Source organism: Streptomyces sp. NPDC026206, assembly GCF_040638465.1.
Lineage (GTDB): Bacteria > Actinomycetota > Actinomycetes > Streptomycetales > Streptomycetaceae > Streptomyces.
Genome location: NZ_JBEZYL010000007.1, coordinates 224,367 through 248,007, shown reverse-complemented (window position 1 = coordinate 248,007; position 23,641 = coordinate 224,367). Strand labels below are relative to the sequence as shown.

The following is a 23,641-nucleotide window of genomic DNA, read 5'->3' as shown; positions in this document are numbered from 1 at the left end:
GGTCCACGGCGGCTGTACGAGGACTACCGCGAGCCCGCCACCCTCGGTGGCACGCCGAGTCACAAGTGAGTAACTGAGGGTACGTCAATCACTATTATCCCGTCCGGCGCCTGGCTTGGTCACCTATCCTCCCTTCCACCGCAGCTGCGCATCGTTGAGCCGGGTCACTGGGGGGATCATGTCGAGGCTGTACGGGCGGACGGCGTTGCTGGAGGCCGTCGTGCCCTCGTTGGTCGGGCTCAAACCGAGCGGCAGGGGGCGCATCGAGCCGCCGCGCCGGGGCCATCCGCTCCTGGTCAAGTGCGTCGGCGAGCGAGGCACGGGTAAGAGCGCCGTTCTGACGGCGCTGTCGGAGCAGTACGCACAGCGCATACCCCAGGCCCTCGCGGATCTCGCGGAGAAGGATTTCGGCCAGCCCGGGCTCGCTGCCTTGGCCGAGGACACCACGGCCAATGCCTCCCGCACGTCAGACCTGCTCTTCTATCTCAATTACCGGCTGAGCCGAAAACCGGCGGAGTTCGACAAGAAGATGTCATTCCCCCGGCTGACGCAGGGGCTGCTCGCGGTCAGTGGCTGGCAGGCGGAGAGCGACGACCACCCCGGGCAAGCGGTCCGGCCGGCGGAGCTGGCGGCAGCGAAACGGCGGCTGGCGGAGCTGCTCAGAGCGAGCCAGCCCGACCAGCAAAGACGCAGGGACAAGGCCGCGGCCTGGGCCACCGAAGTGATCCAGGCGGTCGGCTCGCTGCCGGGGCTGCCCGCAGGGATGGACGCGATGGTGCAGGCCCTGATGCGGATCGTCGCCGCCGAGCTGTTCAGCCCCCGGGCGCACCGGGGCGGCCTGGCGTGGTGGGCCGGCCGGCAGGTGACCCACCAGGGCGACGCGCACGACCAACTGACCGAGCTGGCCATGAAGTTCCGCGGCGACGCGGAGGACCGGCAGCCGGCCGAACGGCATCTGATCGCGGCCCTGCTCGCAGACATCGCCGATCAGTACGGCTTTCTGCAGACAGCCAACGGCGTACCGCGCCCGCTGCTGCTCCTGGACAACATCCACAGCCCCCTGGGCCGGGTGTTCCTGGACGAGCTGGTGCGGGTCTGGCACGAGGAGGCGGCCGGCTCCCACCGGGTGATGCGGCCGGTGGTCGTCGCCACGGAGCTGCAGGAGACCCTGCCCGTACGGGACGACGACATCACCCCGTCGACGCGGCGCGTGACCGGATCTTTCTGGCGGGAGAACAGACCGGACGCGGCAGCCGGGTGGATCGTGTCATTACCGCTCGCGCAGCTGGACCTCGACGAAGTCAAGGCGATGTTCGAGGGAGAGCACCCGCCGCCCGATGCCGCCCGGCTGATCCTGCGGCTCAGCGGTGGGCGGGCGGGGATCGCCCACACCCTGGTCGCAGCCGTCACGCGCCGAGCCCGCCTCCCTGAGGGAGCCGGCCTCGCGGCACTGCTGGACGCCCCGGCCACCGCCGACCCGGAGCACACGGTGGGTACCGCGCTCCTGGAACGGTTGGTGCCGGACGAGGTGGCCCGCGGACGGCTCATCCACTACGCACCGGCCCTCGACGACGCGGCAGTGCACCGGATCAGTACCCACTATCCACCACGGGACCCCGGTGGCGTCCCCGTCCAGGAAGCCAGGGCGTATCTCCGCGACAACCGGTGGGGCCGGGTCCGCTGGTCCGGCACCGAGGGGCCGTTCGTCGGCGACCCCACCTTGCGGCCTCTGCTGCTGCACGAGCTGAGAACCCTCACCGGCCGGGCGCCCGACGCCGAGCCGTGGAAGAACATTCATCTGCGGCTGCGGTCCCTGTACGACCCGGATGACCAGGGCGGTGCGGCCCGCCGACCCGACACGCGGTACCTGCACCACTCGCTCGCCCTGGGTGAGACGGCCCACGTCGTGCGCTCACTGCACCACCGGTTCAGCGAGCAGGACGCTCCAGGCTGGCTCGCCGCCGTGAACCTCGTCTGCGCGGCGCCGCGCCCCCCGGAAACCCTGCCGGACCCGCCCGGCGACGTCATGACATGCCCGGCCTGCACATCCGACAACGACCCCGTCCACCAGGCCGTCGGGCTTCTCATGCACCAGTTGTGGCACCTGTCCCAGCCGCTCGCGACCCCGCAGGCCGCCGTCATCAACAACATCGGGCTGCAACTGCTCACCCTGGCCCAGCACAGCGGCCCGCAGGCCCAGAAGATCTTCTTCCGCGCCCACGAGGAGTGGCCGAAGGAGCTGCACCAATGGATCCAGGCGCCCAATCTGCAGACCTACGGAGAGTCCTGCACATGAAGCTACTGCCTGAGGGAAGGCTCTACCGCGCCCTGATGATCGCAGCCCTTGCTGTCCTGCTCGGCGTCGTCGGCTTCGTCATGGTGAAGGAGCTGGTCACCGACGACCAGTCGTGTGCCGACGGCGTCACGAAGCGGGGTGCTGAGGCCGAATGCACCGGAGTCACCGATGGCAGGTTCCCCTTCGCCGCCCCGCTCGCGCAGGTCTCCCAGCGCATCAAAGCCGAGAACGACAGCGTCGCCGGCAAGTCGCCGGCCACCGTCGCCCTGATGATCCCGATGATCTCGGACAACCCTGCCGAACAGCGTGAATTCACCGAGCAGGTCCAGGGCGCCTACCTCGCCCAGTACCGCGCCAACCACGAGGGCAACGGGCAGCGGCCGCCCATCCGGCTACTGCTCGCCAATCCCGGGCACAACTACGCATTCTGGGAGCCGGTAGCGGAGCAGCTGGCCGACTCGGCCGCCTCCAAGTCCGAGAACCTCCGGGCCGTGACGGGCATCAACATCAGCATCAAGGAGACCGAGAAGGCCATAGCCTTCCTCACCAGAAAGAAGGGCATTCCCGTGGTCGCCGGGCCCATGACCGCCGACGACATCATGAACACTGCTGCCCGCGAGCACGCCTATCCAGGTCTTGCCCGTGTCGCCCCCAGCAACTCCGACCAGGCGGCCGCGCTCGGATCCTTCGGGTCGGACATCAAGCCCGCCGAGACCATGGTGGTCGAGGACATCCGGGAGGACGACAACTATCTGGCCACCCTGCGCCAGACCTTCGAGAAGCTCGCGAACGGGGCGCCGAACGCCCCGGAGACCTTCCGGTCGCCCGCCGATTTCAACGACGAGGGCAATCTCTCCAACGACTTCCACCAAATGGTGCCGGACATCTGCTCCTCCAACGCCAAGACCATCTACTTCGCCGGGCGTCCCGTACAGCTGCGCCAATTTCTCGTCGAGTTGGGTAAGCGCAACTGCGACAAGCACTACACGGTCATGAGTGGCTCGCACGTCTCCACCCTGACCGTGGACAGTAAGTTCCGGGACAAGTGGGGCTCGCTCACAGCCGGCGCCGGGATCACCGTCCGCTATGCCGCCCTGGCCCACCCGGACGCCTGGGGCGGAGACGGCCCCGAGACACCGGGCGGCTCCAAGGCCGCTTACAAGGAACTTGCCGATCTGGCCCGTAAGTTCGGCAAGGCCTCGGCCACCGGGATCGGCCCGGTCTCGCTCTCCGACTCGCGCACCATCATTACGTACGACTCCGTGACCACCGCCATCAGCGGAATTCGCAACGACACTGTGGGCAAGGTGGATATGCCCACCCTGTCCGAGGTGACCGACAGCTGGCTCCGGCTGCACGGAGGCAACAGGGTCAACGGCGCGAGCGGCTGGATCTGCCTCGACCAGTACGGCAATCCCCACAACAAGGCCGTCGCCATCGTGCACCTGGACCCGGCCACCAAGTCCGCGGTCTTCGACCGTCTCGCCTGGCCCGACGGACGCGCCCCGGATGCGAACTGCTCGATCCGCACGCACTGAGAGATCCCCGGGTGAGGGCGGTCAGGCCGGTGACCTGCGTATCGCAGTGCCCGGCCTGCACCCTTCCGGATGCCACCTCGTGCCCAGAGTCATGCGGAGGAGCTTCTTGTCGGGCTTGCCGACGTGGGTGAGCGGTATGCCATCCACGATGTGAACGGTGCTCGGCGCGTACATCGCACCCTTGCGTTCCGTGACGAACTCCCGGATCAGCTCACGCCCCACCCTCTGCCCTGCCACGGGAACGACCGCGACATGGACCTCTTCTGTCTCGTCCGGACGCAGTACCCCGAACGCCGCGCACTGCGCGACGGCGGGGTGGGTGAGCAGCAGCTGCTCCAGTTCCGCCGGGTAGACGTGCCCGCCCGCGACGATGACCATGTCCTTGAGGCGGTCGACGAGGTAGAGGTAGCCCTCGGTGTCGAGGTAGCCGACGTCTCCTGTGCGGACCCAGCCGTCGCGCAGCACTTCGGCGGTCAGCTCGGGCCGGCGCCAGTAGCCGCTCATCACCATGGGGGTACGGACATGGATCTCCCCGGACTCCCCGGCGGCCAGTGCCGCGCCGTCCGCGCCCCGTGTCTCGATGTCGACGCCGGGGACCGCACGGCCGGCGGTCGCCCGGCCGCCCTGCCCCGTGATCGCGTGCTCGTGCGGCAGGACTTCGGTGATGCACCCCGCCTCGGTCTGGCCGTACGAGCCGTGCAGTACAGGGCCGAACGCCTCGGCCGCCTGGCGCAGCCGTTGTGCTGACACGGCGGTCCCGCCGTAGATGATCCGGCGGAGGCTGGACGCGTCCGCCGTGGGCAGGTCCGGGTGGTCCAGCAGTTCGTACAGCAGGGGAGGCAGCAGCCATATGTCGGTGATGTGCTCCCGGCCGAGCGTGGCGAGCACATCGTGCGGGTCGAAGCCGGGCCGGAGCACCACCGTACCGCCGGCGAGGAGAGCGATGTCGGCGAGGATCCCCGCCATGTGCGCGAGCGGGGTGCAGGCGAGAAAGCGGGGGCGAGCTCCGGGCGGGAGACTGCCGGCGCGCTGGACCAGCATCTGCCGGTAGGGGCCGTGTGCCATCCGGATGCCCTTGGGGATCCCGGTGGTGCCTCCGGTGTGCCGGACGCACCAGTCGTCTTCGGCGTGCGCGGCACCCGCCACGGGGTGGGGCGGGCGGGCTGCCGCGTGGGCCAGGAGGTCCTCGCCGTACCGCCCCCGGCCTCGGTCATGGCTTGTTCGATCAGTCCGTAGTCCACGGGGCTGTGCACTCGGAAGTTCACCTCCGGTAGGGATTCTCCGCGTGCAGTGCCTTGTCGATGATGTCGCCGACATCCCGGTCGGTGAAGGCCGCCGGGAGCGGCAGGGCGAGGTTCTCGAAGAGCCGGTGGACCTCGTCGACCGTCGGCTCCTCGCTCAGCGGTCGGGTGCGGCTGAGGTCGAGGGGGTGGGCCTGTTCCCGGCTCTGGTGGAGCTCGGTGACGTAGTAGTCGTACAGTGGCCGGTCCCGTTCCACGAGCAGGTTGACCCGCTGGGGGTCGTCCTGAGTGATGATCAGGCACGAGGCCGACAGGTCGAAGCGGAGCGTGGGCACGACCGAGGACAGGTAGAGGCCGATCTCCAGGGTGTCCAGGCGCTGCTGGTACCAGCAGGCGGCCAGCACCGTGGCGAACGACTCCTTGCGGGTCCGCTCGGCGCTCCAGGCCTCCGGCGGCACGACGTCCAGCCGGTGGGCGAAGGTCTGGCGGAAGCGCGCGTACGCCGCGCACGCCTGCTCGTCGGCCGGGTTGATGATGTCGATCTTCATCGTGAGGGAACGGCGCTGGCGCTGCGCCTCCTGGATGCAGAAGGGGAGCGTCACCGCGCGCAGGTAGGTGCCGGTGCCGCCCTTGAACACCCAGCGGTCGGTGTTCTGCCGCGCCCGGTCCAGGGCCTGTTCGAGCTCGACGCCGGACAGCGAGCGCACCATGGTGAGGTCCTCGAGCGCGTGCCGTGTCCCGGTCATCGCCTTGCGGATGTCGACGACCCGGCGCCGCCGCTCGGTCAGCGTGCCGAAGACGAGCGCGGCCAGGACCAGCAGGGTCGCTCCCGAGGTGACGTTGTCGTCGATTTGCTGACCGAAGACGTCGAGCGAGCCGATGATCAGGGCGGCGCCCAGGGCGACAACGCCGTCGAGATTTCTGATGGTCCAGCCGACGGCGTTCTCGATTCCCCGCCCCAGCTCGGCAGTTCCGCGTGCCATGGCCCCGACCTCTCCCCCGGTTACGACAATCGTAGGAGCGGTGTGTGGCCGACGGCCAGGATTCACGGTCGGAACGGGTAGGTTCCGCGCCACGGCGGCGTGATCGGCCGGCCGCGCGCCGGGTGGGCCCGCGCGCCGGGACCCGCCTTTCGGTTCAGGCCGCCGTCCAGGCGGGGTCGCGGCCCGTGAGGGCGACGACCCGGTCGAGGAGCGGGGCGTCGGCGGGGACGTCGACAGCCGGGGCGAAGAGCCCTTCCGGAGCCGGCCGCCGCCCCGGCTCGGCGGGAGCGAACCGCGAGACGAACTCCATGCACGCCCGCAGCTCCTCCTCATCGCCGGTGAAGGACTGTCCCACGGCACGGGCGATGTCCCAGCCGTGGACGATCAGCTCGTTGAGCGCCACCCTGGCGGTCACGCCCGCGGGCAGCTCGACGCCGCCGACTTCGGTCATGCCCTCCCAGGCGGCCGGGTCGCGCCAGGCTTCGGCGAGGGCGGTGAGCTGCCCGGGAATGCGGGTCCGCCAGTCCGCGCCCAGCCGGGCGGCATCGCCGGAGGGGCCCTGGGCACTGCCTGGCGCCGGAGCGGCCTTGGCGGCGGCCGCGGTGAACGCGAGGGAGAGGCCGCCGACGTGCTCGATCAGGTCGCCGAGGGTGTACCTCTCGCACGGCGTGGGCGCGGTGAGCCGGTCGTCGGGGACCTCGTCGAGCAGCCGTGCCATCCGGCCGGCCGCGGGGCCGAGATCGAAGTCCACGGTCATGGTGACTCCTCCAGCACGCGCTCCGCACGCACTCCGTCGTAGGCAGCCACGCACTCCGTCGCAGGCAGCAGGGGGCCAACGTACACACGCCGGTTGCCGGCGGTTGGCGGCGACGCGGTCCCGTCCGGTCTTTCACCGGACCGGACGGGACACCCCGTCTCAGCCGTGGACGACCTTCAGGGTCGTCGGCCAGCCGTTCCTGTCGAGGCTGCGGAAGAGCTTCTTGATGTCCTGCGGGCGCAGCTTGACGCAGCCGTGGGAGTTGTAGTCGCTCGCGCCGTCCCAGCGCTGGTTCTCGGGCCCGCCCCGGCCTCCGGCGCGCGTCATCTCGCTGTGGATGAACAGCTCGGTGCGGGTGGTGCCGTCGTGACAGGCCTTGTTGCCCAGTTCGATGGCGTAGCCCTTGATGAGGTTGCCGTCGTAGGCGGTGTGGTGACTGCCGAGCCTGTACGTCCCGTCGGGGAGCCAGCCCCGTCCGCGCTCGCACTCCTTGTCGTTGACGCCCGAGCCGGCGCGGAACTCGGCGACCGGCCGGTGGCCGCGGAAGACGGTCAGCCGGGAGTGGGACGGGGAGCTCTTCGTGAACTGCAGATAGCTGGAAGCGGCGGAAGGCGCGGCCTGCCCCGCGGGCGCGAGCAGGGCCGTGGTCGCGAGCACGGTGCTCACGGCGCCGCCCGTGAGGGCGAGACGAACCCGAAAGGGTGAAGTGCGGGGCATGACGGTGTCTCCTCGGATTGACGAGCGCGGGTCCGTCCCGGCCCCCCACCACGGCATCCGTGCAGCCAGGAGGGCTGCGGGTGCGGGCGGGGGCCGAGAGGAGGTGCGCGGCATTCTCACCACCCGCCGGGCCGGTCATGCCCCCGGCCGGCCTCAGCCCGCCGGCCGCCCGGGGCCCTGCACGCCACTCACGGGGCGCCGAGGAGGCCGGACAACACGGTGACCGGCAGCCGGCGCGCGGGCGGCAGGGACACGGTCACTTGCCCGGCAGGGGCAGGAGCCCGCGTTCGTAGGCACGGACGAGGCGCTGCGGGACCTGGTACGTGCGGCCGTCGACGACGACCGGCACGAGGGCCGGCGTGGTCGCGCGCCATTGCGCGCGGCGGTGGCGGGTGTTGCTGCGGGACATGCGGCGCTTGGGTACGGCCATCGGTGGGACCTCCGGGAGGGGTGGGCGGTGACGGAGCCATACGCTACATGAAAATGAATGTCATGTGACACCCAGTGGTGGGTCGAAGATCACAGCCCGGGCGGGGGGCGGCCGCGGGCTCGCTGAGTACCGTGAGGGGGTGCCGACGCAGCAGAACCTGTTCTCATCCCTCGCGACCTGGCGGCGCCGTGCCCTCTCGCGGGCCGTGCACCGCGGGGCGCGCTGGGTGCGGGAGGCCGGCGCGGTGACCGCCGAGCACCCGGGCCCGTACCGCTTCCGCCGTCTCGGCGCCGGCACCCGCCTCGCCTTCCCCCAGGGCACGGTCTTCGGCGAGCCGTGGATCGAGCTGGGTGAGCACTGCATCATCGCGCAGGACGTGACGCTCACCGCCGGGATGATGCCCGGCCTCGACCTGGGGCCGGAGCCGCTGCTGCGGCTGGGCAACGGAGTCGTCCTCGGGCGCGGCAGCCATGTGATCGCCGATGCGCCGCTGACGATCGGTGACGACTGCTTCTTCGGTCCGGGCGTCTACGTCACGACCACGAACCACAGCTACGACGACCCCGACACGCCCATAGGAAAGCAGTGGCCCCGCAGCGAGGCGGTGGAGATCGGTCCGGGCAGCTGGATCGGCACGGGAGCGGTGATCCTTCCCGGCGCCCGGCTGGGCCGCAACGTGGTGGCCGCCGCGGGAGCGGTCGTACGGGGCGAGGTGCCCGACCACGCGGTGGTCGCCGGCGCTCCCGCCAGGATCGTCCGCACCTGGGACCGCGAAGCGGGCTGGCAGCCGCCCCTGCGCACGCCCCCGCCGGTGCCGGTGCCGGAGGGCGTCACCGCCGAGGAGCTGCTGGCCCTCGCGGAGTGGAAGCCGGCGTCACCCGTGTCCGCGCCCGCCACCGACGGCACGGGCGAGTGAGCGCGGCCCGGTGTCACCGGGCCGGCGTCACCACGCCACCGGAAGCGACTCCGGCCCCCGGTTGATGGAGCCTCTCCGCCAGCGCATGTCCTTCTCCTCGACGGCAAGGCGCAGGCCCGGGAAGCGCTCCAGCAGCGTGGAGAGCATCACCTCCGCCTCCATCCTCGTCAGCAGCGCGCCCACGCAGTAGTGCGCGCCGTGCCCGAAGGACAGATTGGGCGCCTCGTCCCGGGCGATGTCGAGCCGGTCGGGGTCCTTGAAGACCGAGGAGTCGCGGTTGGCCGCCAGGTAGGAGACGTAGACCACCTCGCCGCTGCGGATGGTCTTCCCGGCGACCTGAAGGTCCTGGGTGGCGATGCGGGGCAGGCCGACGCCGTTGCGGTGGGGGATGTAGCGCAGCAGCTCCTCCACGGCCTGCGGCAGCAGCTCCGGCTCGGCGCGCAGGCGGGCCAGCTGGCCGGGGTGCGTCAGGAGCGCGTAGACCATGTTGGACACCTGGTTGCGCACCGCGTCCATGCCGTTGAGGACCAGCATGACGGCGAGCGAGGTCAGTTCGGGCAGGCTGAGCTCGTCCTCCCCGTGCGCCGTGACCAGGGCGCTGAACAGGTCCTCGCCGGGGTGCTCGCCGCGGTGCCGGGCCAACTCGCGGAAGTAGCCGGCGATCTCGCGCTTGACCGCGTCGCTCTCCTCCTGCGAGTGGTTGCTGGAGAGGATGACGCCGCGCCAGTTCTGCAGCACGCCGATGTCGTCACGGGGTACTCCCAGCAGATCGCCGATCAACTGGGCCGGCAGCGGCCCGGTCAGGCATTCCGTCAGGTCGGCGGGCGGCCCCTGCTCCGCCATCCGCCCGGTCATGTCGTCCGCGAGCTCCTGCGCCCTGGCGCGCAGGGCCGCCACCCGTTTGCGCCCGAAGGTCTGGGCGACCAGGCGCCGCAGCCGGGTGTGGTCGGGCGGGTCGGTGCGGCCGATGCCGCCGGCGGGCGCGACCACGTGCGGGGTCATGCTGGTGACCGGGCGGTCGACGGTCAGGGCGCGGCTGAGGGAGGGCTCCGAGGCGACGGTCTTGACGTCCTCGTACCGCGTCACCAGCCAGGCCTCGCCTTCGCCGTACCGCAGGCGGATGCGGGCGACCGGCTCGTCGCGCAGCAGGCGGTGCAGGAGCGGGTCGAAGTTCAGAGCGGGCAGCGGGTCGACCGCCCACTCGTGGACCGTGTCGCCGGACGGCCGGGCGGGGCAGGTGCCTTCGGCCGACGACGGGTTCGCGGAAGATGTGGTCATGCCTTCGCTCCCTGTCTCATGCCGGGACCGGCTGGGACCGGCTGGGACCGCACAGCGGAACAGCCCCGCATACTGGCTATTCCCCTTCAAGAAGGGCACATTCGCAAGAAACGGTAATACACCCGCATGTGTGAGCCCCGCCGCACTGCTACCGGCCGCCGCCGTACGACCTCCGGTGTAGGCCCCGGGACCGTTACCTCCCGGGCGGCCCGCGATCTAGCCTCGCCGCATGGACACGACGAGCGGCACACTCGACGAGGCCCTGCACCGCCTGCACGGCAGCGGACCCGAGTTCAAGGGATACCTCAGCAACCACGGCCCAATGGCCGTCGAGGCACTGGTCCGCCACGGCCAGGCGCACACCGTCCACCGCTGGCTGGACGCCTACGGGGCCAGGCTCGAGGACGTCCCCGGGGCACGGACGCCGATCGGCGACGCCGACTGGCAGGAGGCACTGGGCGATCCGCTCCGGGTCACCGACTGGACCCGCTACTTCTCCCGGTGGATCGCCCGGCGGCCCTGGCGCGAGGTCCTCGCCCAGTGGTGGCCCAGGCTCCTGCCCGGCATCGCCGGCGCCGCCACCCACCCCGTCATCCGTGTGGGTCACGCGGTACGCAGCCTCGTGACGGAAGGCGAGGACGCGCCACGCCTGTCGGAGCTGGCGCACGCCCTGGGGTACTGGGCCGCTCGCCACACCCTCCTGCCGGTCACCGTCGCTCCCTCCGGCGGGGCCGCGCCCGCCGACGCCCTGGCGGCCCTGCCCCGCATCGCCGAGCAGAACGTCACACCGCTGCGCGGCTACGCCCAGCTGTCCGGCACACCCGGCTGGCCGGAGGCCGCCGGCTCGCTGCGCGTACCGGAGAACCCCGAGGCCGTCCGGGAGAACCTCAGCGCCCTCGTACGGGCCGCCACCCTCAACTACGGTGCTTACGGCCACGGTGACGGCGTCATGCTGGTCCACGCCGCCACCGCCCCCAACGCGGTGCTGCGCACCCTGCCCGTCCTGCCCCAGGAGCTGTGGGGGCCCTCGCTCGCGGCGGCTTGGGCCGCGACCGCGGCCATCACCTCGCTCTACGCCGCGGACGCACCTCTTCCGCCGCCCGACGCCTCGTCGGTCACCGCCGAGGAGGTGTTCGAGCTGGCCGCCGCGAACGGCGACGCGCATGTGATCAAGTTCGCGGACACCGCCCTGGATGTGGCCGCCTCCGCGGAGGACGGCGACGACCGCGCCCTGGCGGCCGCCCTCAACGCCGTGCGGCTGATGGGCTCCGGGGACTGATCTCCCGGAGCCGTCGACCGCCGGGAGCGGGGCCCCGCACCGGCACCGGCACCGGCCGCGCCGCCGCAAGGATCCGGCCGGTATCGGCGACAGGTACGCCGGATGAACGGTCCGCTCTGGACCCCGTCGGCCGGGTCGGACACACTCGGCCCATGCGATGGACCGACATCGAGCAGATCGCGGCCGACCTGGCCGCTCAGTACCCTGCCGCCGAGCCCCTCACCGTCGGCTTCACGGACATCCGTGACCGGGCCGCCGCGCTGAGCGCCTTCAGCGACGACCCCGCCCGCTGCAACGTACGCATCCTGGAGTCGATCCAGCTGGCCTGGCTCGACAGACTCGACGGGCTCGACGTGTCCGGCAGAACGGACTGACGAGCGCCGCCGGGCCGCTGCCCACGCTCCTCGGCCTCGTCAGGTTCCGAGGATGCGACGGGCTTCGCGACGGCCGGAGAGCAGGGCACCGTGCACGGTGCTGCAGTAGCCCCCGGTGGTGGCCTCGCCCGCGAAGTACAGGCGATCGCCCACGGGCTCGGCCAGGGCGTCGTGGTCGCCCGGGCGGGAGCCGGTGGCGGGGAAGGAGTAGGAGCCACGGGCCCAGGGGTCGGCGGCCCACCGGGTGATGCGGTAGGCGAGGGGCTCGGGGACCTTGCCGCCGTAGATGCTGCGCAGGGCGGTCAGGGCCTCGCCGACGGCGGTGGCGTCGTCGAGCTCTTCGAGGCGGCGGGCGACGGGGCCGCCGTTGAGGGCGACCAGTACCGGGGCCCCCAGGACGTGCCGGAGGTTGTACCAGTTGGCGAAGGCGCCGTGCGGCGTGCCCTCCTGACGGATCACTTCCTTGTCGTCCCAGAAGACGTCCGGGAAGAGCAGGTACAGCTTGTCGTAGACGCCCATGCCCAGGCGCTCCACGGCGCCCCGCTTGGCCTCGGGCAGGGCGGGGGTGAAGTCGACGTCACCGGCCTTGAGCACCCCGAGGGGGAGGGTGAGCAGGACGCGGTCGGCGGTGAAGGCGCCGTGGCCGCCGGTGTGCACGGTGACGCCGCCGTCCGCGCCCTCGCCGCCGTGCTCGACACGGGTGACCTTGTGGCCGAGCCGCACGTCCAGCCCCTGCGCCAGGTGTTCGGCCAGCCGGCCGTAGCCGTCGGGAAAGACGACTTCGTCGCCTTCGAAGCCCTCGCCTCCGGCCATGCCCGCCAAGGAGATCTCGTCGATGCCGGCGCCCCAGTCGTCCTCCGTCATACGGCTGTGGGCCTCGAGGACACGCCGGGCGCGGTCAGGGCCGAGGCCGCTGCCGTCCAGCACTCTCCGCAGCCCGGCCGCGGCGGACTCCGCGACGCCCACGCGCGTGGCGAGCCCGGCCAGTTCCTCGCCCGCCGCCTCCTGGTCGGCCTCGCGCTCCTCCGTTTCGTAGCGGGTCAGGCGGCGGCCGTCGGCGGCGTAGCAGACCGTGCCCGTGCGGCTGCCGTAGTCGAGGGTGCCGGTGTTGAGGACGACCGTGGCGGCCTGGGCCTCCTCGGCCAGTTCCGTGACCGGATTGCCCTTGACGCCATGGATCCAGGACGCGCCCAGATCGATGCGCCTGCCCTCCCACTCGTCGGTCCACAGCCGGCCGCCGATGCGGTCGCGGGCCTCCAGCACGGTCACGTCGTGGCCGCCCCGGCGCAGTTCACGGGCCGCGTACAGCCCGGCGGTGCCCGCCCCGATCACCAGGGTCCTTTCCCTTCGCGACATCACTTACGGCCCGCGGCCCGGCGGCGCAGCCGGCCGGGAGTGGTGTCCAGGCGCTCGCGCAACAGCGTGGTGAGCGTCGTGGCGTTCTCGTAGCCGACGCGGCGGGCCACGGCGTCCGTCGGCAGGTCCGTGGTGCGCAGCAGGTGGGAGGCCTGTTCCAGGCGGATGCGCTGGGCGAAGCGCAGGGGCGAGATGCCGAGGACCCGGTCCACGGCGCGCTGGAGGGTGCGTTCGCTCGTGCCCTGGGCGCGGGCGGCGTCGGCGATGCGCAGGGGCTGGTCGAGGTGGTCGCGAACCCAGCGTTCGAACGCGCTGACGGCCGGGTCGGTGCGGGCGAGGTGGCTGGGCACGGCGTAACTCGCTTGGATGGGGCGGGTGTCGATGAGCAGGTAACGGCCGGTGAGGTCGGCGAGGGCGGGGCTGGTCTCCCGCACCAGGGACAGTGCCAGGTCCAGGTGGGCCATGGCGGCTCCGGCCGTGGTGATGCCGGGGGCGTGGGTGAGCATGTGCGACTCGTCCAGGGCGACCAGGGGGTAGCGCAGGCGGAAGTGGGGTGCCAGCCACCAGCTGGTGGTGGCCGGCAGACCGTCGAGCACACCGCTCTCGGCCAGCAGGAACGTTCCTGTACAGGCCGCGGCGAGGGGCACCCCGTCGGCGTGGGCCTGGCGCACCACGTCCTGGACCGGCTTTCGCTCCGGAGAGCCGACCCAGCGGATCAGGGGCTGAGGCTGCTTGTGTGCGACGCCGGGGACGACCAGCGCATCCGGCGCGGGGGCGGCTTCGGGCACGACGGCCGCGACCAGGTGCCCCGCGGCGGTGCGCACCGGTCCGTGCGGGCTGACGCAGTCCACCTGCCACGGCGGCGGTGGCTGCGGCAGTTCCTCGCGCAGCTCGTTGGCGGTCTGCAGGACGTCGAGCACCGAGGCCAGCCCGGAGTCGAAGACACCGTCCACGACCAGCACTGAGATCTTCATGTCGGAAACGGTAAGCGATCTGTCGCATCCGCCACTGGGGGGCTCCTGCAGGTGATTCATAGATTGATCACACCCGATCGACGGAGAAACCGATCGGCGAACGAAGGAGATCACCCGAATGACCACGACCGCGCGCACGACCACCGTCGGACTGCTCGCCCGCATCGAGGCCCGGCCCGAGCGCGTCAAGGAGGTACACGAGCTGCTCACCACAGCGCTCGCACTGGCCGAGGAGGAGACGGGCACCACGGTGTGGTTCGCGCTGCGCCTGGGCCCCACGACGTTCGGCGTCTTCGACGCGTTCGGCAGCGACGACGACCGCCGGGCCCACCTGGAGGGGAAGATCGCGGCCGCTCTCATGGCGCAGGCGCCCCGGCTGCTGACGGAGGCTCCGGACATCCGCCCCGTGGATGTCCTGGCCGCCAAGCTCCCCGCCGCGTAAGGCGGAACCGCGCTGCGGTGCCCCGCGCTCCCGGGCGGACACCGCAGCGCACGGCAGCCGCACCCTTGACGCGCATCTCGGCCCGCCTTTGACGCGCCCCTGTCAATGTGCGGCTCCCCGTGGCACTCTGCCTCTCACGCACCCTCCATCCGCTCCACTCGTCTGCCCGGACCGCCGGCACCACGGTCCGGCCCCCACACGGCCCCGCGCGAGCTCCACCGGAGCCCGCGCGCGGCCTCGGCAGAAGGAGTACGCGTGAGACGTCCCCGCCGTACCACCACCGGCATCCTGCTGGCCGCCGGCACACTGACCATGACGGGCGTTCAGGCCACCACGGCCGGCGCCGCCCCGGCACCCGGGCCGGCGACCGCACACACCGCCTCCGCCCAGGCCCGGCAGAAGGCGGCCGCCTTCTGGACCCCCGAACGCATGCGGACGGCCACCCCGCTCGACCTCCCGTCCGCCACCCCCTCCCCCGGCACCGGGCCGGAGCGCGGCGCCAGGACCACGACCGTCGCACCCACCTCCCCCGCAGCGGGCGCCCGGTCCTTCCCCCAGGCCGGCGGCCCCTGGACCGGCGGGGGCGCGGTCACGCGGACCTCCGGCCGGGTGTTCTTCACCTTCCAGAACCGCACCGCCTCCTGCTCCGGCAACGCCGTCACCAGCAAGAACGGCAGCACCGTGCTGACCGCCGGGCACTGCGTCAAGTACCAGGGCAGCTGGCACACCAACTGGGTCTTCGTCCCCGGCTACCACGACGGGCAGTCGCCGCACGGCAGGTGGACCGCGACGAAGACGATGACCACCCCGCAGTGGTCGGAGAACGAGCAGACGGGCATGAACTTCGACGTCGGCGCCGCCGTCGTCGGCCCCGTGGACGGCAAGAAGCTGACGGACGTGGTCGGAGCGCAGGGCCTGGAGTTCAACGGCGGCTACAACAAGGCCATGTACTCCTTCGGGTTCCCCGCCGCCAGCCCGTACGACGGCACCCGGCTCATCCACTGCAGCGGGACCTCCTCCAAGGACTTCCTCCTCACCAAGGACCACGGCCTGGGCTGCAACATGACCGGCGGCTCCAGCGGCGGCCCGTGGTTCACGTCCTTCGACGAGGCCACCGGCACCGGCCTGCAGTCTTCGGTCAACAGCTTCGGCTACACCTTCCTGCCGAACAGGATGTTCGGCCCGTACTTCGGCGATGAGGCCAAGGCCCTGTACGACCGGGCCCAGTCGACCTGACGCCCGCCCTCCCGGCCGCGGCGGACCCGGCCCGACGGGCCGGGTCTCCCGGGAACGGGCCGTGCGCCCGTTCAGCAGACGGGCACGTCCGGGAGCCGGTTGCCGGGTGAGGCCATGAAGATGTTGGTGATGTACCCGCCGTACTTGGGCAGGTAGGCCCACCAGTCGTTGCTGTAGGGCGGCACGCTGACCTTCTGTCCTTGTTTCTGGCAGCCGACGAGGGCGTCCACGCCGGCCGGGAGCGTGGTGAGCACGGGAGAGTCCGTGGTCGCCTGCGCGCGGACCTGTATGCCCGTGCCCCAGGTGCCGAACCAGGTGCCGGGGGTGCGGACGGCGCCGGGAACGCGGAGTGCGCGCGTCAGCTCGCCCAGGTCGGAGTACGCCTTGCCGTAGGGGGTGCCCTGCGCGTGCAGCGTGAAGACGGCGACGATGGCGCGGTCGTCCGCTCCGACGGTGCCGGTGGTGTGCAGTGCCTCGCGTGCGAGGTCCACGCCGTCGGCCGCCGCGGTCCGGGGGCGGCCGGTGTCGGCGCAGCCGGCGGAACTGAAGCCGGACCAGCCCTGCTTGACGGCCCAGGGGCGGTCGAAGACGGCCGCGATGCCGAAGCTCTGGTCGAAGCCGTCCGTGCCGCAGCGGGTGGCCCGGCGCAGGTTGCCCATGATGTAGTCGCGCACGGGTGCCGGCGCCGTATCGAGGATGTAGCGGTAGATCCGTACCGTGTCGCCTGCCGAGAGGCTGGTGTAACCCCAGTACCCGGGGTAGGCCGACGGCGGCGGGGCGGTGTCGGCCAGTTTGAGCCGGGCCACCATCCGGTCGACGATGGCGCTCTGTCCGTTCTGCGTCCAGAAGTGGCCGGCCGCGCCGTCGTCGCTGCTGCGCAGCATGAGGTCGAGCCGTTGGCGGTCGTCGGCGGGCAGGGAGTACGCGGGGCCGCGCAGCCACAAGTGGTCGAGGGCGATCAGCAGTTTGACCACCGAGGCCGAGCGGAACCGCATGCGGGTGTTGAGCTGTTCGGTGAAGGAGCCGGTCTGCCGGTCGTACACCGCGATGCCCGCGGTCAGCCCGGCCGGTACCCGCGTGGCCGCCCGCCGCGCGGGCGGCTCGGCCCCGGCGGGTGGTGCCGCGCACAGGGCGACGGCGGCCAGTGCGGCGACAACTGCCGTGACCTTGAGGGCCGGTACGAAGCGGATCTGCAACGGTGTCTCCTCCCGGAAGGAGTCCTGCCCGGCGGCGGCCGGGGACTCACTCCGGATGGTGGAGCGCCGGCGGCGTGGGGTCATCAGCCTTCGGGCAGCGTCGAAACCGCCCTCCGCAGGCCCTCCGGGGTGCGGCAGCCGTGGCACCATGGGTGGCCTGCGTGCAAAGGGAAGGGGAGCCCGGTGAGCAGTTTCAACAAGGGGATCGGCAAAGTCGAAGTGGCGCTCAAGTGGGATCCGAGTCCCGCCGGGGCGCCCGCTCACGACCTCGACATCATCGCCGCCACCTATGCCGCCAGCGCTCCCGACGGCGAGCCCGCCTACCTGGTGCACTTCGACAGCCGCTCCCCCGACGGCACGATCACGCTCAACCGGGACAGCCGGACCGGTCAGGGGCTGGGCTACGACGAGGCCATGACCTTGGAACTCGACCGGCTCGCCCCCGCGTACATCCGGGTCGTCGTCGGCGTGGCCATTCAGCAGGGCGGCGGCCGGTGCGTCTTCGCCGATGTCGCGAACGCCGGTGTGCGGATAGTCGAGGGGCACGTCGAGCTGGCGCGGCACGACTTCAGCAGCGTCCACGGGGCGACAGCCGCGACCGTCGCGGAGTTCGTCCGGGACGGTTCCGGGGCCTGGGAGTTCCGCGGCGCCGTCCGGGGGTTCGACGCCGACCCGGCGTCCTTCGCCGCACTCATGGGCCGGGTCTCCGCTTCCTGACCCGCGGCGGCGACGGCTTCGTCCGGCGGGTCCGCGCGGTGGGCTCGCCCGGCAGGGACGAGGTGCCTGACCTGGTGCTTCGGTGGGGCCCGGGCGACGGAAAAATGTCCGCCGCACTGCGGAGAGGCGCCGGGCGGTCCGGAGAGTGACACTGGAAGTAAGGCGTGCTGCCCGGAGGCGGGCAGCCGAGTCAGGGAGGTGTTCTCCGTGCTCCCACTGCTTCTCGTCCTTCTGCTCGTTCTCATCCTCTTCGGCGCCGGCTTCGCCATAAAGGTGCTGTGGTGGATCGCGATCATCGTGGCGATCGTGTGGCTGCTCGGCTTCGTCGTCCGTTCCGGTGGAGGCCGCTGGTACCGGTGGTGACCGCGCCGGGGCACCGGGCCGCGGGGCGACATCACCGACCGTCCTGGAGGAACTGTGGCACAAGGGTCCCGGCCGAAAGACGCGGAAGAGTACGACGCGACGCCGTACGTCCCTGAAGGCGGAGGCCTGAAGGCACTACGGGAAGGCGCCGCGGGCTGTCACGGCTGCCCGCTGTACCGGGAAGCCACGCAGACGGTCTTCGGCAGCGGCAAGGCCTCGGCCCGCGTCGTGCTCGTAGGAGAACAACCGGGTGATCAGGAGGACCGTCAGGGAACGCCGTTCGTCGGGCCCGCCGGTGGCGTGCTGACGCGGGCGCTCGGCGAGGCCGGGATCGAGCCGGCCCAGGCGTACATCACCAACGCCGTCAAGCACTTCAAGTTCGAGCAGGCGCTGCGCGGGAAGCGGCGCATCCACAAGGCGCCGAGCCTGCGGGAGATCAGCGCGTGCAAGCCCTGGCTCGCTGCGGAACTGCGGCTGGTCGCTCCCGAGGTGGTGGTGGCGCTGGGCGCCACCGCCGGCAAGTCGCTGTTCGGCTCGTCGTTCCGGGTGAGCGAGCAGCGTGGGGTGGCGCTGCCGATGCCGTCACTGGACGGGGGCGGGGACGGTCACGGCATGCTAGTGGCGACCATTCACCCTTCCGCGGTGCTGCGCGCCGACGACGCCGAGCGGGCCGCCGCGTACGCGGGTCTGGTCTCGGATCTCAAGGTCGCCGCGCAACTCCTGCAGTGATCATGGAGACAAGGAGACGGAGGGACGCCTGAGGCGTCCCTCTTCGTCGTGGTGCGGCTGCGGACGCGGATCCGAGCGGTGTCTGCCCTGCTCGGCCGGCGGCGCCCGCCGGACGGTGAGGGGCCGTTGATCATATAGCTGCCCCCTACATATGATTGCCCGAGGTAACCAGACGGACGCAACTCGCGCCCACCAGGAGGAAGCACCCATGCACGCCACCCCGCACGCCTTCCGCACCTATGTCGAGGACTGCCTCGACGCCCTGAGCACCGCTCCGGACCGCGAGGTGTTAATCCATCACGAACGGCGTGTCACCGGCGGGGAGTTCCGCGCTCTCGTCTACCGGCTGGCGCGGGCGCTCAGCGCCCAGGGACTGGGCCGTGGCGAGACCGTCACCCTGCTGAGCGGCAACCTGCCGGAGATCATCGCCGCCCGCTACGCGGCCAACCTCATCGGCTGCCGCGTCAATCACCTCTACAACAAGCTGTCGGCCGAGGCGCAGGCCGCCATCGTGCGCGATGTGGAGACGCGCGCCCTGATCGTCGACCCCCGCTGGTCCGGGCGCGCCGCGGAGATCACCCGGCAGGCCCCGGTGGCAGCCGTTCTCTCCCTCGGCCCCGCGCCGACGGGGACCGACCTGCTGGAGCTGGCCGCCGGCGAGTCCGCGGACCCCCTGCCGAGCATGGCCCGGCCGGAGGACGTGTGCACCATCCGCCACACCGGCGGCACCACGGGGCATCCGAAGGGAATATGCACCTCCTTCGAGCAGGCGAACGGCATCGCATTGCCCGGCCTGGACGAGCAGAACCAGGAGCGGCGGCAGCTGGTGTGCACCACGCTCGCCCACATCGCCGGGATGTTCGCGGACATCGCCCTCCGCACCGGCGGCGCCGTGGTGCTGCTGGAGGACTTCGACCCCGCGGCCGTGCTCGCCGCGATCGAGCGTGAGCGCATCACCGACACCTTCCTCCTTCCTCCTCTGCTGTACCGGCTCCTGGACCACCCGGACGCGGCCCGCACCGACACCTCCAGCCTGCGCTGTCTGATGTACGGCGGCTGCCAGGCGTCCCCGGCCCGGCTCGCCGACGCGGTGCGGCGCCTGGGCCCTGTGCTCGTGCAGTTCTACGGGCAGAACGAGGTGGGCGGCATCAGCGTGCTGTCGGCCGAACAGCACGACCCGGACCGACCGGAACGGCTGCGGTCGGCGGGCCAGGCGCTGCCCGGGGTCGAGGTGACGGTCCGCGACGAGTGGGGCCGCACGGTGCCCAACGGTGAACACGGCGAGATCTGTGTGCGCTCGGCCCACCTGATGCAGGGCTACTGGAAGCAGCCCGAACTGACCGCCCAGGTGCTGCGCGACGGCTGGCTGCACACCGGTGACGTGGGATACCTCGACGACGAGGGCTATCTGACGGTCGTCGACAGGCTCAAGGACATGATCATCGTGGTGGGCGGCCACGTCTACACGTCCGAGCTGGAGGACCTGCTCAACTCGCACCCGGACGTCCTGCAGAGCGCCGTCTTCGGCGTCCGCGACGCCGACCGCATGGAACAGGTCCACGCCGTCGTCCTGCCCCGGCCCGGCGCCGACGTGGACGAACAGCGGCTGCGCGCCCTCGTGCGCAAGGAGCGGGGCGCGATGTACGAGCCGGCCCGCATCACCTTCGCCGACGCCCTGCCGCTGACCGAGGCCGGCAAGCCGGACAAGAACCTGCTGCGCCGCGCCGCCGAACCGGCCACGGTGGCCTGAACGCCGGCCATGAACGCCACATGCAGGGCGAAACGTTACGCCTTCGCCTCCGCGTAGCACTCCACCACCGCCGTGGTGAAGGGGAACCGCACCGGCGTGTCGCCGAACGCGATGCGCCCGGCGCGGTCCCCCGCCGTACGGATGGCCTCCACGACGTCGGGCGCCTCCTCCCGGGGGCAGTGGACGATCACTTCGTCGTGCTGGAAGAAGACCAGCTCCGCGCTGAGGCCGGCGATCGACTGCCGTACCGCGGCGAGGACGATCAGCGCCCAGTCGGCGGCGCTGCCCTGGATGACGAAGTTGCGCGTGAACCGCCCCCGTGCCCGCGCGCCCGCCCTACTGCCGTAGGAGGCGGGCTCCTCCTGGGGCAGGCCCGCCTCCTCGCCGACACCGGTGGACGAGGGCGGGCACGTACGGCCGAGCCAGGTCCGCACCAGGCGGCCCTCCTCACCGGCGCGCGCCGCGTCGTCCACGTAGGCGATGGCCCTGGGGAAGCGGCGCCGCAGGTCCGCCAGGTGCTTGAGGCCGTCGCCCGAGGTCTGTCCGTAGATCGCCCCGAGCATGGCGAGCTTGGCACGGTCGCGGTCGCCGGAGAAGACGCGCTCGGCGAGATCCCCGTACAGATCGCGGCCGCTGCCGGCCACGTCCATCAGCCCGGGGTCACGGGAGACCGCGGCCAGAACGCGCGGCTCCATCTGGTCGGCGTCCGCGACGACCAGGCACCAGCCCGGATCGGCGACGACCGCGCGCCGGACCACGCGGGGAATCTGCAGCGCTCCGCCGCCGTTCGTGGTCCACCGGCCGGTGACCGTGCCGCCCGGCAGATACTCGGGCCGGAAGCGGCCGTCGCGCACCCAGGACTGCAGCCAGGCCCAGCCGTGTGCGGTGTGCAGGCGGTAGAGCTTCTTGTACTCCAGGAGCGCCGGGACGGCGGGGTGGTCGATCGCCCGCAGCTCCCAGGCGCGCGTGGAGGACAGGGCGATGCCCTCCCGGGCGAAGGCCCGGACGATGTCGGCGGGAAGGTCGGGCCGTACGCGCACGCCCTCCCCGAAGGCCCGCGACACCTGCTCGGCCAGCTCCGCCAGGCGCCGCGTCTCCTGCCCGCCCGGATAGCGCTCCCCCAGGAGCTCGTTCAGCAGCTGCCGGTGCACGTCGGCGCGCCAGGGCACCCCCGCGCGGCCCATCTCGGCCGCGACGAGCGTGCCCGCCGACTCGGCGGCGGTCAGCAGCCGCATCCGCCCGGGGTGCTCTGCGCTCTCCGTACGGGCGAGCTGGGCGGCGTACACCTCGGTCAGGGCTTCCAGCGCGTCGGTCCCCGGCGGCAGCGGCACCGGGCCCGGCTCGAACAGCGACGGCTGCGTGCCGGCCGTGCGCAGGGGCGGGTCCGCGGGCACCGGCAGCCCGCGCAGCCGCGCCCAGGCGGCGGCGAGCGACCGCGGCTGGCCGGACTGCCCCTGCTCATGGCCGATGAGCAGCGCCTCGGCGGCCTCCACGTCGTAGCACCGCTCGACGCGGACGCCGGCCGCCGGCAGCCGCCCGTACATCTGCGCCGTCGATCGCCACACCCATCGCCCGGCCTCGGGGCGGGCCCGCACCGCGGCGGCCAGGGACGGCTCGGTCACGGCGGGCCCGGCCGCCCGCCCCCGCTCGTCGAGCGGGCAGAGCCGAACGCTCCCGTCACCCGTCTCAGCCACTGCCCATCTCATGGGGAGAAGTCTCGCACCGGGGTCTGACAGCGCCCCTGGCCTGGCCTTTTGCCCGTGGAGTCGGGTCGGCCGCGGCGCCTACCTCTCCTGCAGCACGGAGATGACGTTCCCCGCGGGGTCCGTGAACCAGGCGATGAACGGGCCGCCGCCGCGGAAGATGCCCTTCTCGTCCGCGTCCATGCCGGGATAGCGCTCGAAGCGCACACCGCGCCGGCCCAGTTCGTCGACGGCCGCCTCGATGTCGTCCACGGGAAAATTGAGGATCGTGAACGACGCCGGGGTGTGGTCGGCCTTCGGGTAGACCAGCACCTCGGTGCCACCCGCGAGGCGCAGCTTGAGCAACCCGAATTCCTCGGACACCTCCAGCCCAAGAGTTTCCCCATAGAAGCGCTTGGCCTTTTCGGTGTCGTCCACGGAGAAGCCGCTGAAGGCCTTGGTGTTCTTGAACATGGAATGCTTCCTTCCCGAACACACTCGGCACTACCTCACCCGTACGGGTGGACGCCTGGTCACGGCCGACACCAGCCGTTGTTCTGACACCTCGTCCGCGGCGCGCGTGTCGTCCACGTCCTGGGGGCCACGGCCCGTGTAGGCAGGGGACATGTTGCTCGAGAACAAGGTCGCCGTCGTCTACGGGGCAGGGGGCCGGATCGGCGGCGCCGTGGCGCGGGCGTTCGCCGCCGAAGGGGCCGCCGTCTTCCTCGCCGGCCGTACCCGCAGCAGGCTCGACCGGGTCGCCGACGACATCCGTGCCTCCGGTGGCGTGGCGGAGACGGCCCGCGTCGACGCACTCGACGAGGAGGCCGTCGACGCGTTCGTCGACGAGGTGGCCGAGCAGACCGGGCGCGTCGACGTGTCGTTCAACCTCATCTCCTACGGGGACGTCCAGGAACCGCTGGCCACCATCTCGGCCGAGGACTTCAGCCGGCCGGTCGAGCATGCGGTACGCACGCAGTTCCTGACCACCAGGGCGGCCGCGCGGCACATGGTCAAGCGGTCGTCGGGGGCAATCCTGGCGTTCGGCGGTTCGGGGCCGGAGGCCGTCCCGGGGCTGGGGGGATTCGTGGTCGCCCTGGACGCCGTCGAGGGGTTGCGGCGTCAGTGGGCGTGCGAGCTGGGGCCGCACGGCATCCGGTTCGTGACGCTCAAGACCGGTGGCGTGCCCGAGAGCCTTCCCACGGACTTCCCGGAGCGCGACGAGATCGTCGCCGGGATCGAGAAGGCGGCCATGCTCAACCGGACGGCGACGCTGGCCGACGTGGGGAACGTGGCGGCGTTCGCCGCCTCCGACCTGGCCGGGACCATGACCGCCGCCACCGTGAACATCTCCTGCGGAGCGCTCATCGACTAGGGCGGCCCGTCC

At 71.8% G+C, this 23,641-nt stretch carries 23 protein-coding genes; 12 read left to right on the top strand and 11 right to left on the bottom strand.

The window, feature by feature from the left end:
- Window positions 1-178 precede the first annotated feature (178 nt).
- Both AB0F13_RS13835 and AB0F13_RS13830 read left to right on the top strand, forming a co-directional pair.
- Window positions 179-2,296, top strand: a complete 2,118-nt coding sequence (locus tag AB0F13_RS13835; protein WP_362080185.1) for a hypothetical protein — start codon at window positions 179-181, stop codon at window positions 2,294-2,296.
- The gene (locus tag AB0F13_RS13830) at window positions 2,293-3,834 is read left to right on the top strand and encodes an ABC transporter substrate-binding protein (protein ID WP_362080182.1); all 1,542 of its coding nucleotides are present in this window, start codon (window positions 2,293-2,295) and stop codon (window positions 3,832-3,834) included. The genes AB0F13_RS13835 and AB0F13_RS13830 overlap by 4 nt, the downstream gene beginning before the upstream one ends.
- Before the next feature lie 21 nt (window positions 3,835-3,855).
- Here the strand turns inward: AB0F13_RS13830 and AB0F13_RS13825 are convergent, their stop codons facing one another.
- The 5 genes from AB0F13_RS13825 to rpmF form a co-directional block, all read right to left on the bottom strand.
- Window positions 3,856-4,980, bottom strand: coding sequence for a fatty acid--CoA ligase family protein (locus AB0F13_RS13825; RefSeq protein ID WP_362080179.1), 1,125 nt, complete (start codon window positions 4,978-4,980; stop codon window positions 3,856-3,858).
- A gap of 115 nt (window positions 4,981-5,095) precedes the next feature.
- Window positions 5,096-6,058 carry a hypothetical protein gene (locus tag AB0F13_RS13820; RefSeq protein WP_362080176.1) on the bottom strand — a complete coding sequence of 321 codons (963 nt, stop codon included), beginning with the start codon at window positions 6,056-6,058 and terminating at the stop codon, window positions 5,096-5,098.
- Between the two features lie 154 nt (window positions 6,059-6,212).
- Entirely contained in the window at window positions 6,213-6,815 is a 603-nt protein-coding gene (locus AB0F13_RS13815) for a TIGR03086 family metal-binding protein (RefSeq protein WP_362080173.1), read from the bottom strand.
- 159 nt (window positions 6,816-6,974) lie between these two features.
- Entirely contained in the window at window positions 6,975-7,481 is a 507-nt protein-coding gene (locus tag AB0F13_RS13810; RefSeq protein WP_362080170.1) for a L,D-transpeptidase, read from the bottom strand.
- A gap of 307 nt (window positions 7,482-7,788) precedes the next feature.
- Window positions 7,789-7,962: a 50S ribosomal protein L32 gene (gene rpmF / locus AB0F13_RS13805; protein WP_362080167.1), complete on the bottom strand. Its 174-nt coding sequence runs from the start codon at window positions 7,960-7,962 to the stop codon at window positions 7,789-7,791.
- Window positions 7,963-8,101: 139 nt separating this feature from the next.
- Here rpmF and AB0F13_RS13800 point away from each other — a divergent pair, with 139 nt between their 5' ends.
- Window positions 8,102-8,878 (top strand): acyltransferase, encoded by a 777-nt coding sequence (locus tag AB0F13_RS13800; protein WP_362080164.1) that lies wholly within the window; start codon window positions 8,102-8,104, stop codon window positions 8,876-8,878.
- Window positions 8,879-8,905: 27 nt separating this feature from the next.
- Here AB0F13_RS13800 and AB0F13_RS13795 read toward each other — a convergent pair whose 3' ends face one another.
- Entirely contained in the window at window positions 8,906-10,156 is a 1,251-nt protein-coding gene (locus AB0F13_RS13795) for a cytochrome P450 (RefSeq protein ID WP_362080161.1), read from the bottom strand.
- 229 nt (window positions 10,157-10,385) lie between these two features.
- Here AB0F13_RS13795 and AB0F13_RS13790 point away from each other — a divergent pair, with 229 nt between their 5' ends.
- Both AB0F13_RS13790 and iscX read left to right on the top strand, forming a co-directional pair.
- On the top strand, window positions 10,386-11,435 hold the full coding sequence (locus AB0F13_RS13790; RefSeq protein ID WP_362080158.1) for a questin oxidase family protein: 1,050 nt from the start codon (window positions 10,386-10,388) through the stop codon (window positions 11,433-11,435).
- Between the two features lie 152 nt (window positions 11,436-11,587).
- On the top strand, window positions 11,588-11,809 hold the full coding sequence (gene iscX / locus AB0F13_RS13785; protein WP_362080155.1) for a Fe-S cluster assembly protein IscX: 222 nt from the start codon (window positions 11,588-11,590) through the stop codon (window positions 11,807-11,809).
- A gap of 39 nt (window positions 11,810-11,848) precedes the next feature.
- Here the strand turns inward: iscX and AB0F13_RS13780 are convergent, their stop codons facing one another.
- Complete coding sequence (locus tag AB0F13_RS13780) at window positions 11,849-13,141, bottom strand: NAD(P)/FAD-dependent oxidoreductase (RefSeq protein WP_362080152.1); 1,293 nt, start codon at window positions 13,139-13,141, stop codon at window positions 11,849-11,851.
- A gap of 23 nt (window positions 13,142-13,164) precedes the next feature.
- A complete protein-coding gene (locus tag AB0F13_RS13775; protein ID WP_362080149.1) occupies window positions 13,165-14,139 on the bottom strand; it encodes a helix-turn-helix domain-containing protein in 975 nt (324 codons plus the stop codon).
- Between the two features lie 118 nt (window positions 14,140-14,257).
- On the opposite strand from AB0F13_RS13775, the gene AB0F13_RS13770 reads away from it, so the two are divergent.
- Complete coding sequence (locus AB0F13_RS13770) at window positions 14,258-14,581, top strand: antibiotic biosynthesis monooxygenase (protein ID WP_362080146.1); 324 nt, start codon at window positions 14,258-14,260, stop codon at window positions 14,579-14,581.
- A 312-nt stretch (window positions 14,582-14,893) separates the two neighbouring features.
- On the top strand, window positions 14,894-15,817 hold the full coding sequence (locus AB0F13_RS13765) for a peptidase (RefSeq protein ID WP_362080281.1): 924 nt from the start codon (window positions 14,894-14,896) through the stop codon (window positions 15,815-15,817).
- Window positions 15,818-15,888: 71 nt separating this feature from the next.
- On the opposite strand, the gene AB0F13_RS13760 is transcribed toward AB0F13_RS13765, so the two are convergent.
- The gene (locus AB0F13_RS13760; RefSeq protein ID WP_362080144.1) at window positions 15,889-17,097 is read right to left on the bottom strand and encodes a hypothetical protein; all 1,209 of its coding nucleotides are present in this window, start codon (window positions 17,095-17,097) and stop codon (window positions 15,889-15,891) included.
- A gap of 45 nt (window positions 17,098-17,142) precedes the next feature.
- Here AB0F13_RS13760 and AB0F13_RS13755 point away from each other — a divergent pair, with 45 nt between their 5' ends.
- The 4 genes from AB0F13_RS13755 to AB0F13_RS13740 all read left to right on the top strand — a co-directional run bounded on the left by AB0F13_RS13755 (window position 17,143) and on the right by AB0F13_RS13740 (window position 20,572).
- Entirely contained in the window at window positions 17,143-17,730 is a 588-nt protein-coding gene (locus AB0F13_RS13755) for a TerD family protein (RefSeq protein ID WP_362080141.1), read from the top strand.
- Between the two features lie 207 nt (window positions 17,731-17,937).
- The gene (locus AB0F13_RS13750; protein WP_362080139.1) at window positions 17,938-18,093 is read left to right on the top strand and encodes a hydrophobic protein; all 156 of its coding nucleotides are present in this window, start codon (window positions 17,938-17,940) and stop codon (window positions 18,091-18,093) included.
- A gap of 54 nt (window positions 18,094-18,147) precedes the next feature.
- Window positions 18,148-18,822 carry a UdgX family uracil-DNA binding protein gene (locus AB0F13_RS13745; protein WP_362080136.1) on the top strand — a complete coding sequence of 225 codons (675 nt, stop codon included), beginning with the start codon at window positions 18,148-18,150 and terminating at the stop codon, window positions 18,820-18,822.
- 208 nt (window positions 18,823-19,030) lie between these two features.
- Entirely contained in the window at window positions 19,031-20,572 is a 1,542-nt protein-coding gene (locus tag AB0F13_RS13740) for an AMP-binding protein (protein WP_362080133.1), read from the top strand.
- A 35-nt stretch (window positions 20,573-20,607) separates the two neighbouring features.
- Here AB0F13_RS13740 and AB0F13_RS13735 read toward each other — a convergent pair whose 3' ends face one another.
- Both AB0F13_RS13735 and AB0F13_RS13730 read right to left on the bottom strand, forming a co-directional pair.
- Complete coding sequence (locus AB0F13_RS13735) at window positions 20,608-22,278, bottom strand: bifunctional 3'-5' exonuclease/DNA polymerase (RefSeq protein ID WP_362080130.1); 1,671 nt, start codon at window positions 22,276-22,278, stop codon at window positions 20,608-20,610.
- A gap of 78 nt (window positions 22,279-22,356) precedes the next feature.
- Complete coding sequence (locus AB0F13_RS13730) at window positions 22,357-22,728, bottom strand: VOC family protein (protein WP_362080127.1); 372 nt, start codon at window positions 22,726-22,728, stop codon at window positions 22,357-22,359.
- Window positions 22,729-22,879: 151 nt separating this feature from the next.
- On the opposite strand from AB0F13_RS13730, the gene AB0F13_RS13725 reads away from it, so the two are divergent.
- Window positions 22,880-23,629 (top strand): SDR family oxidoreductase, encoded by a 750-nt coding sequence (locus AB0F13_RS13725; protein WP_362080124.1) that lies wholly within the window; start codon window positions 22,880-22,882, stop codon window positions 23,627-23,629.
- Window positions 23,630-23,641: the final 12 nt, after the last annotated feature.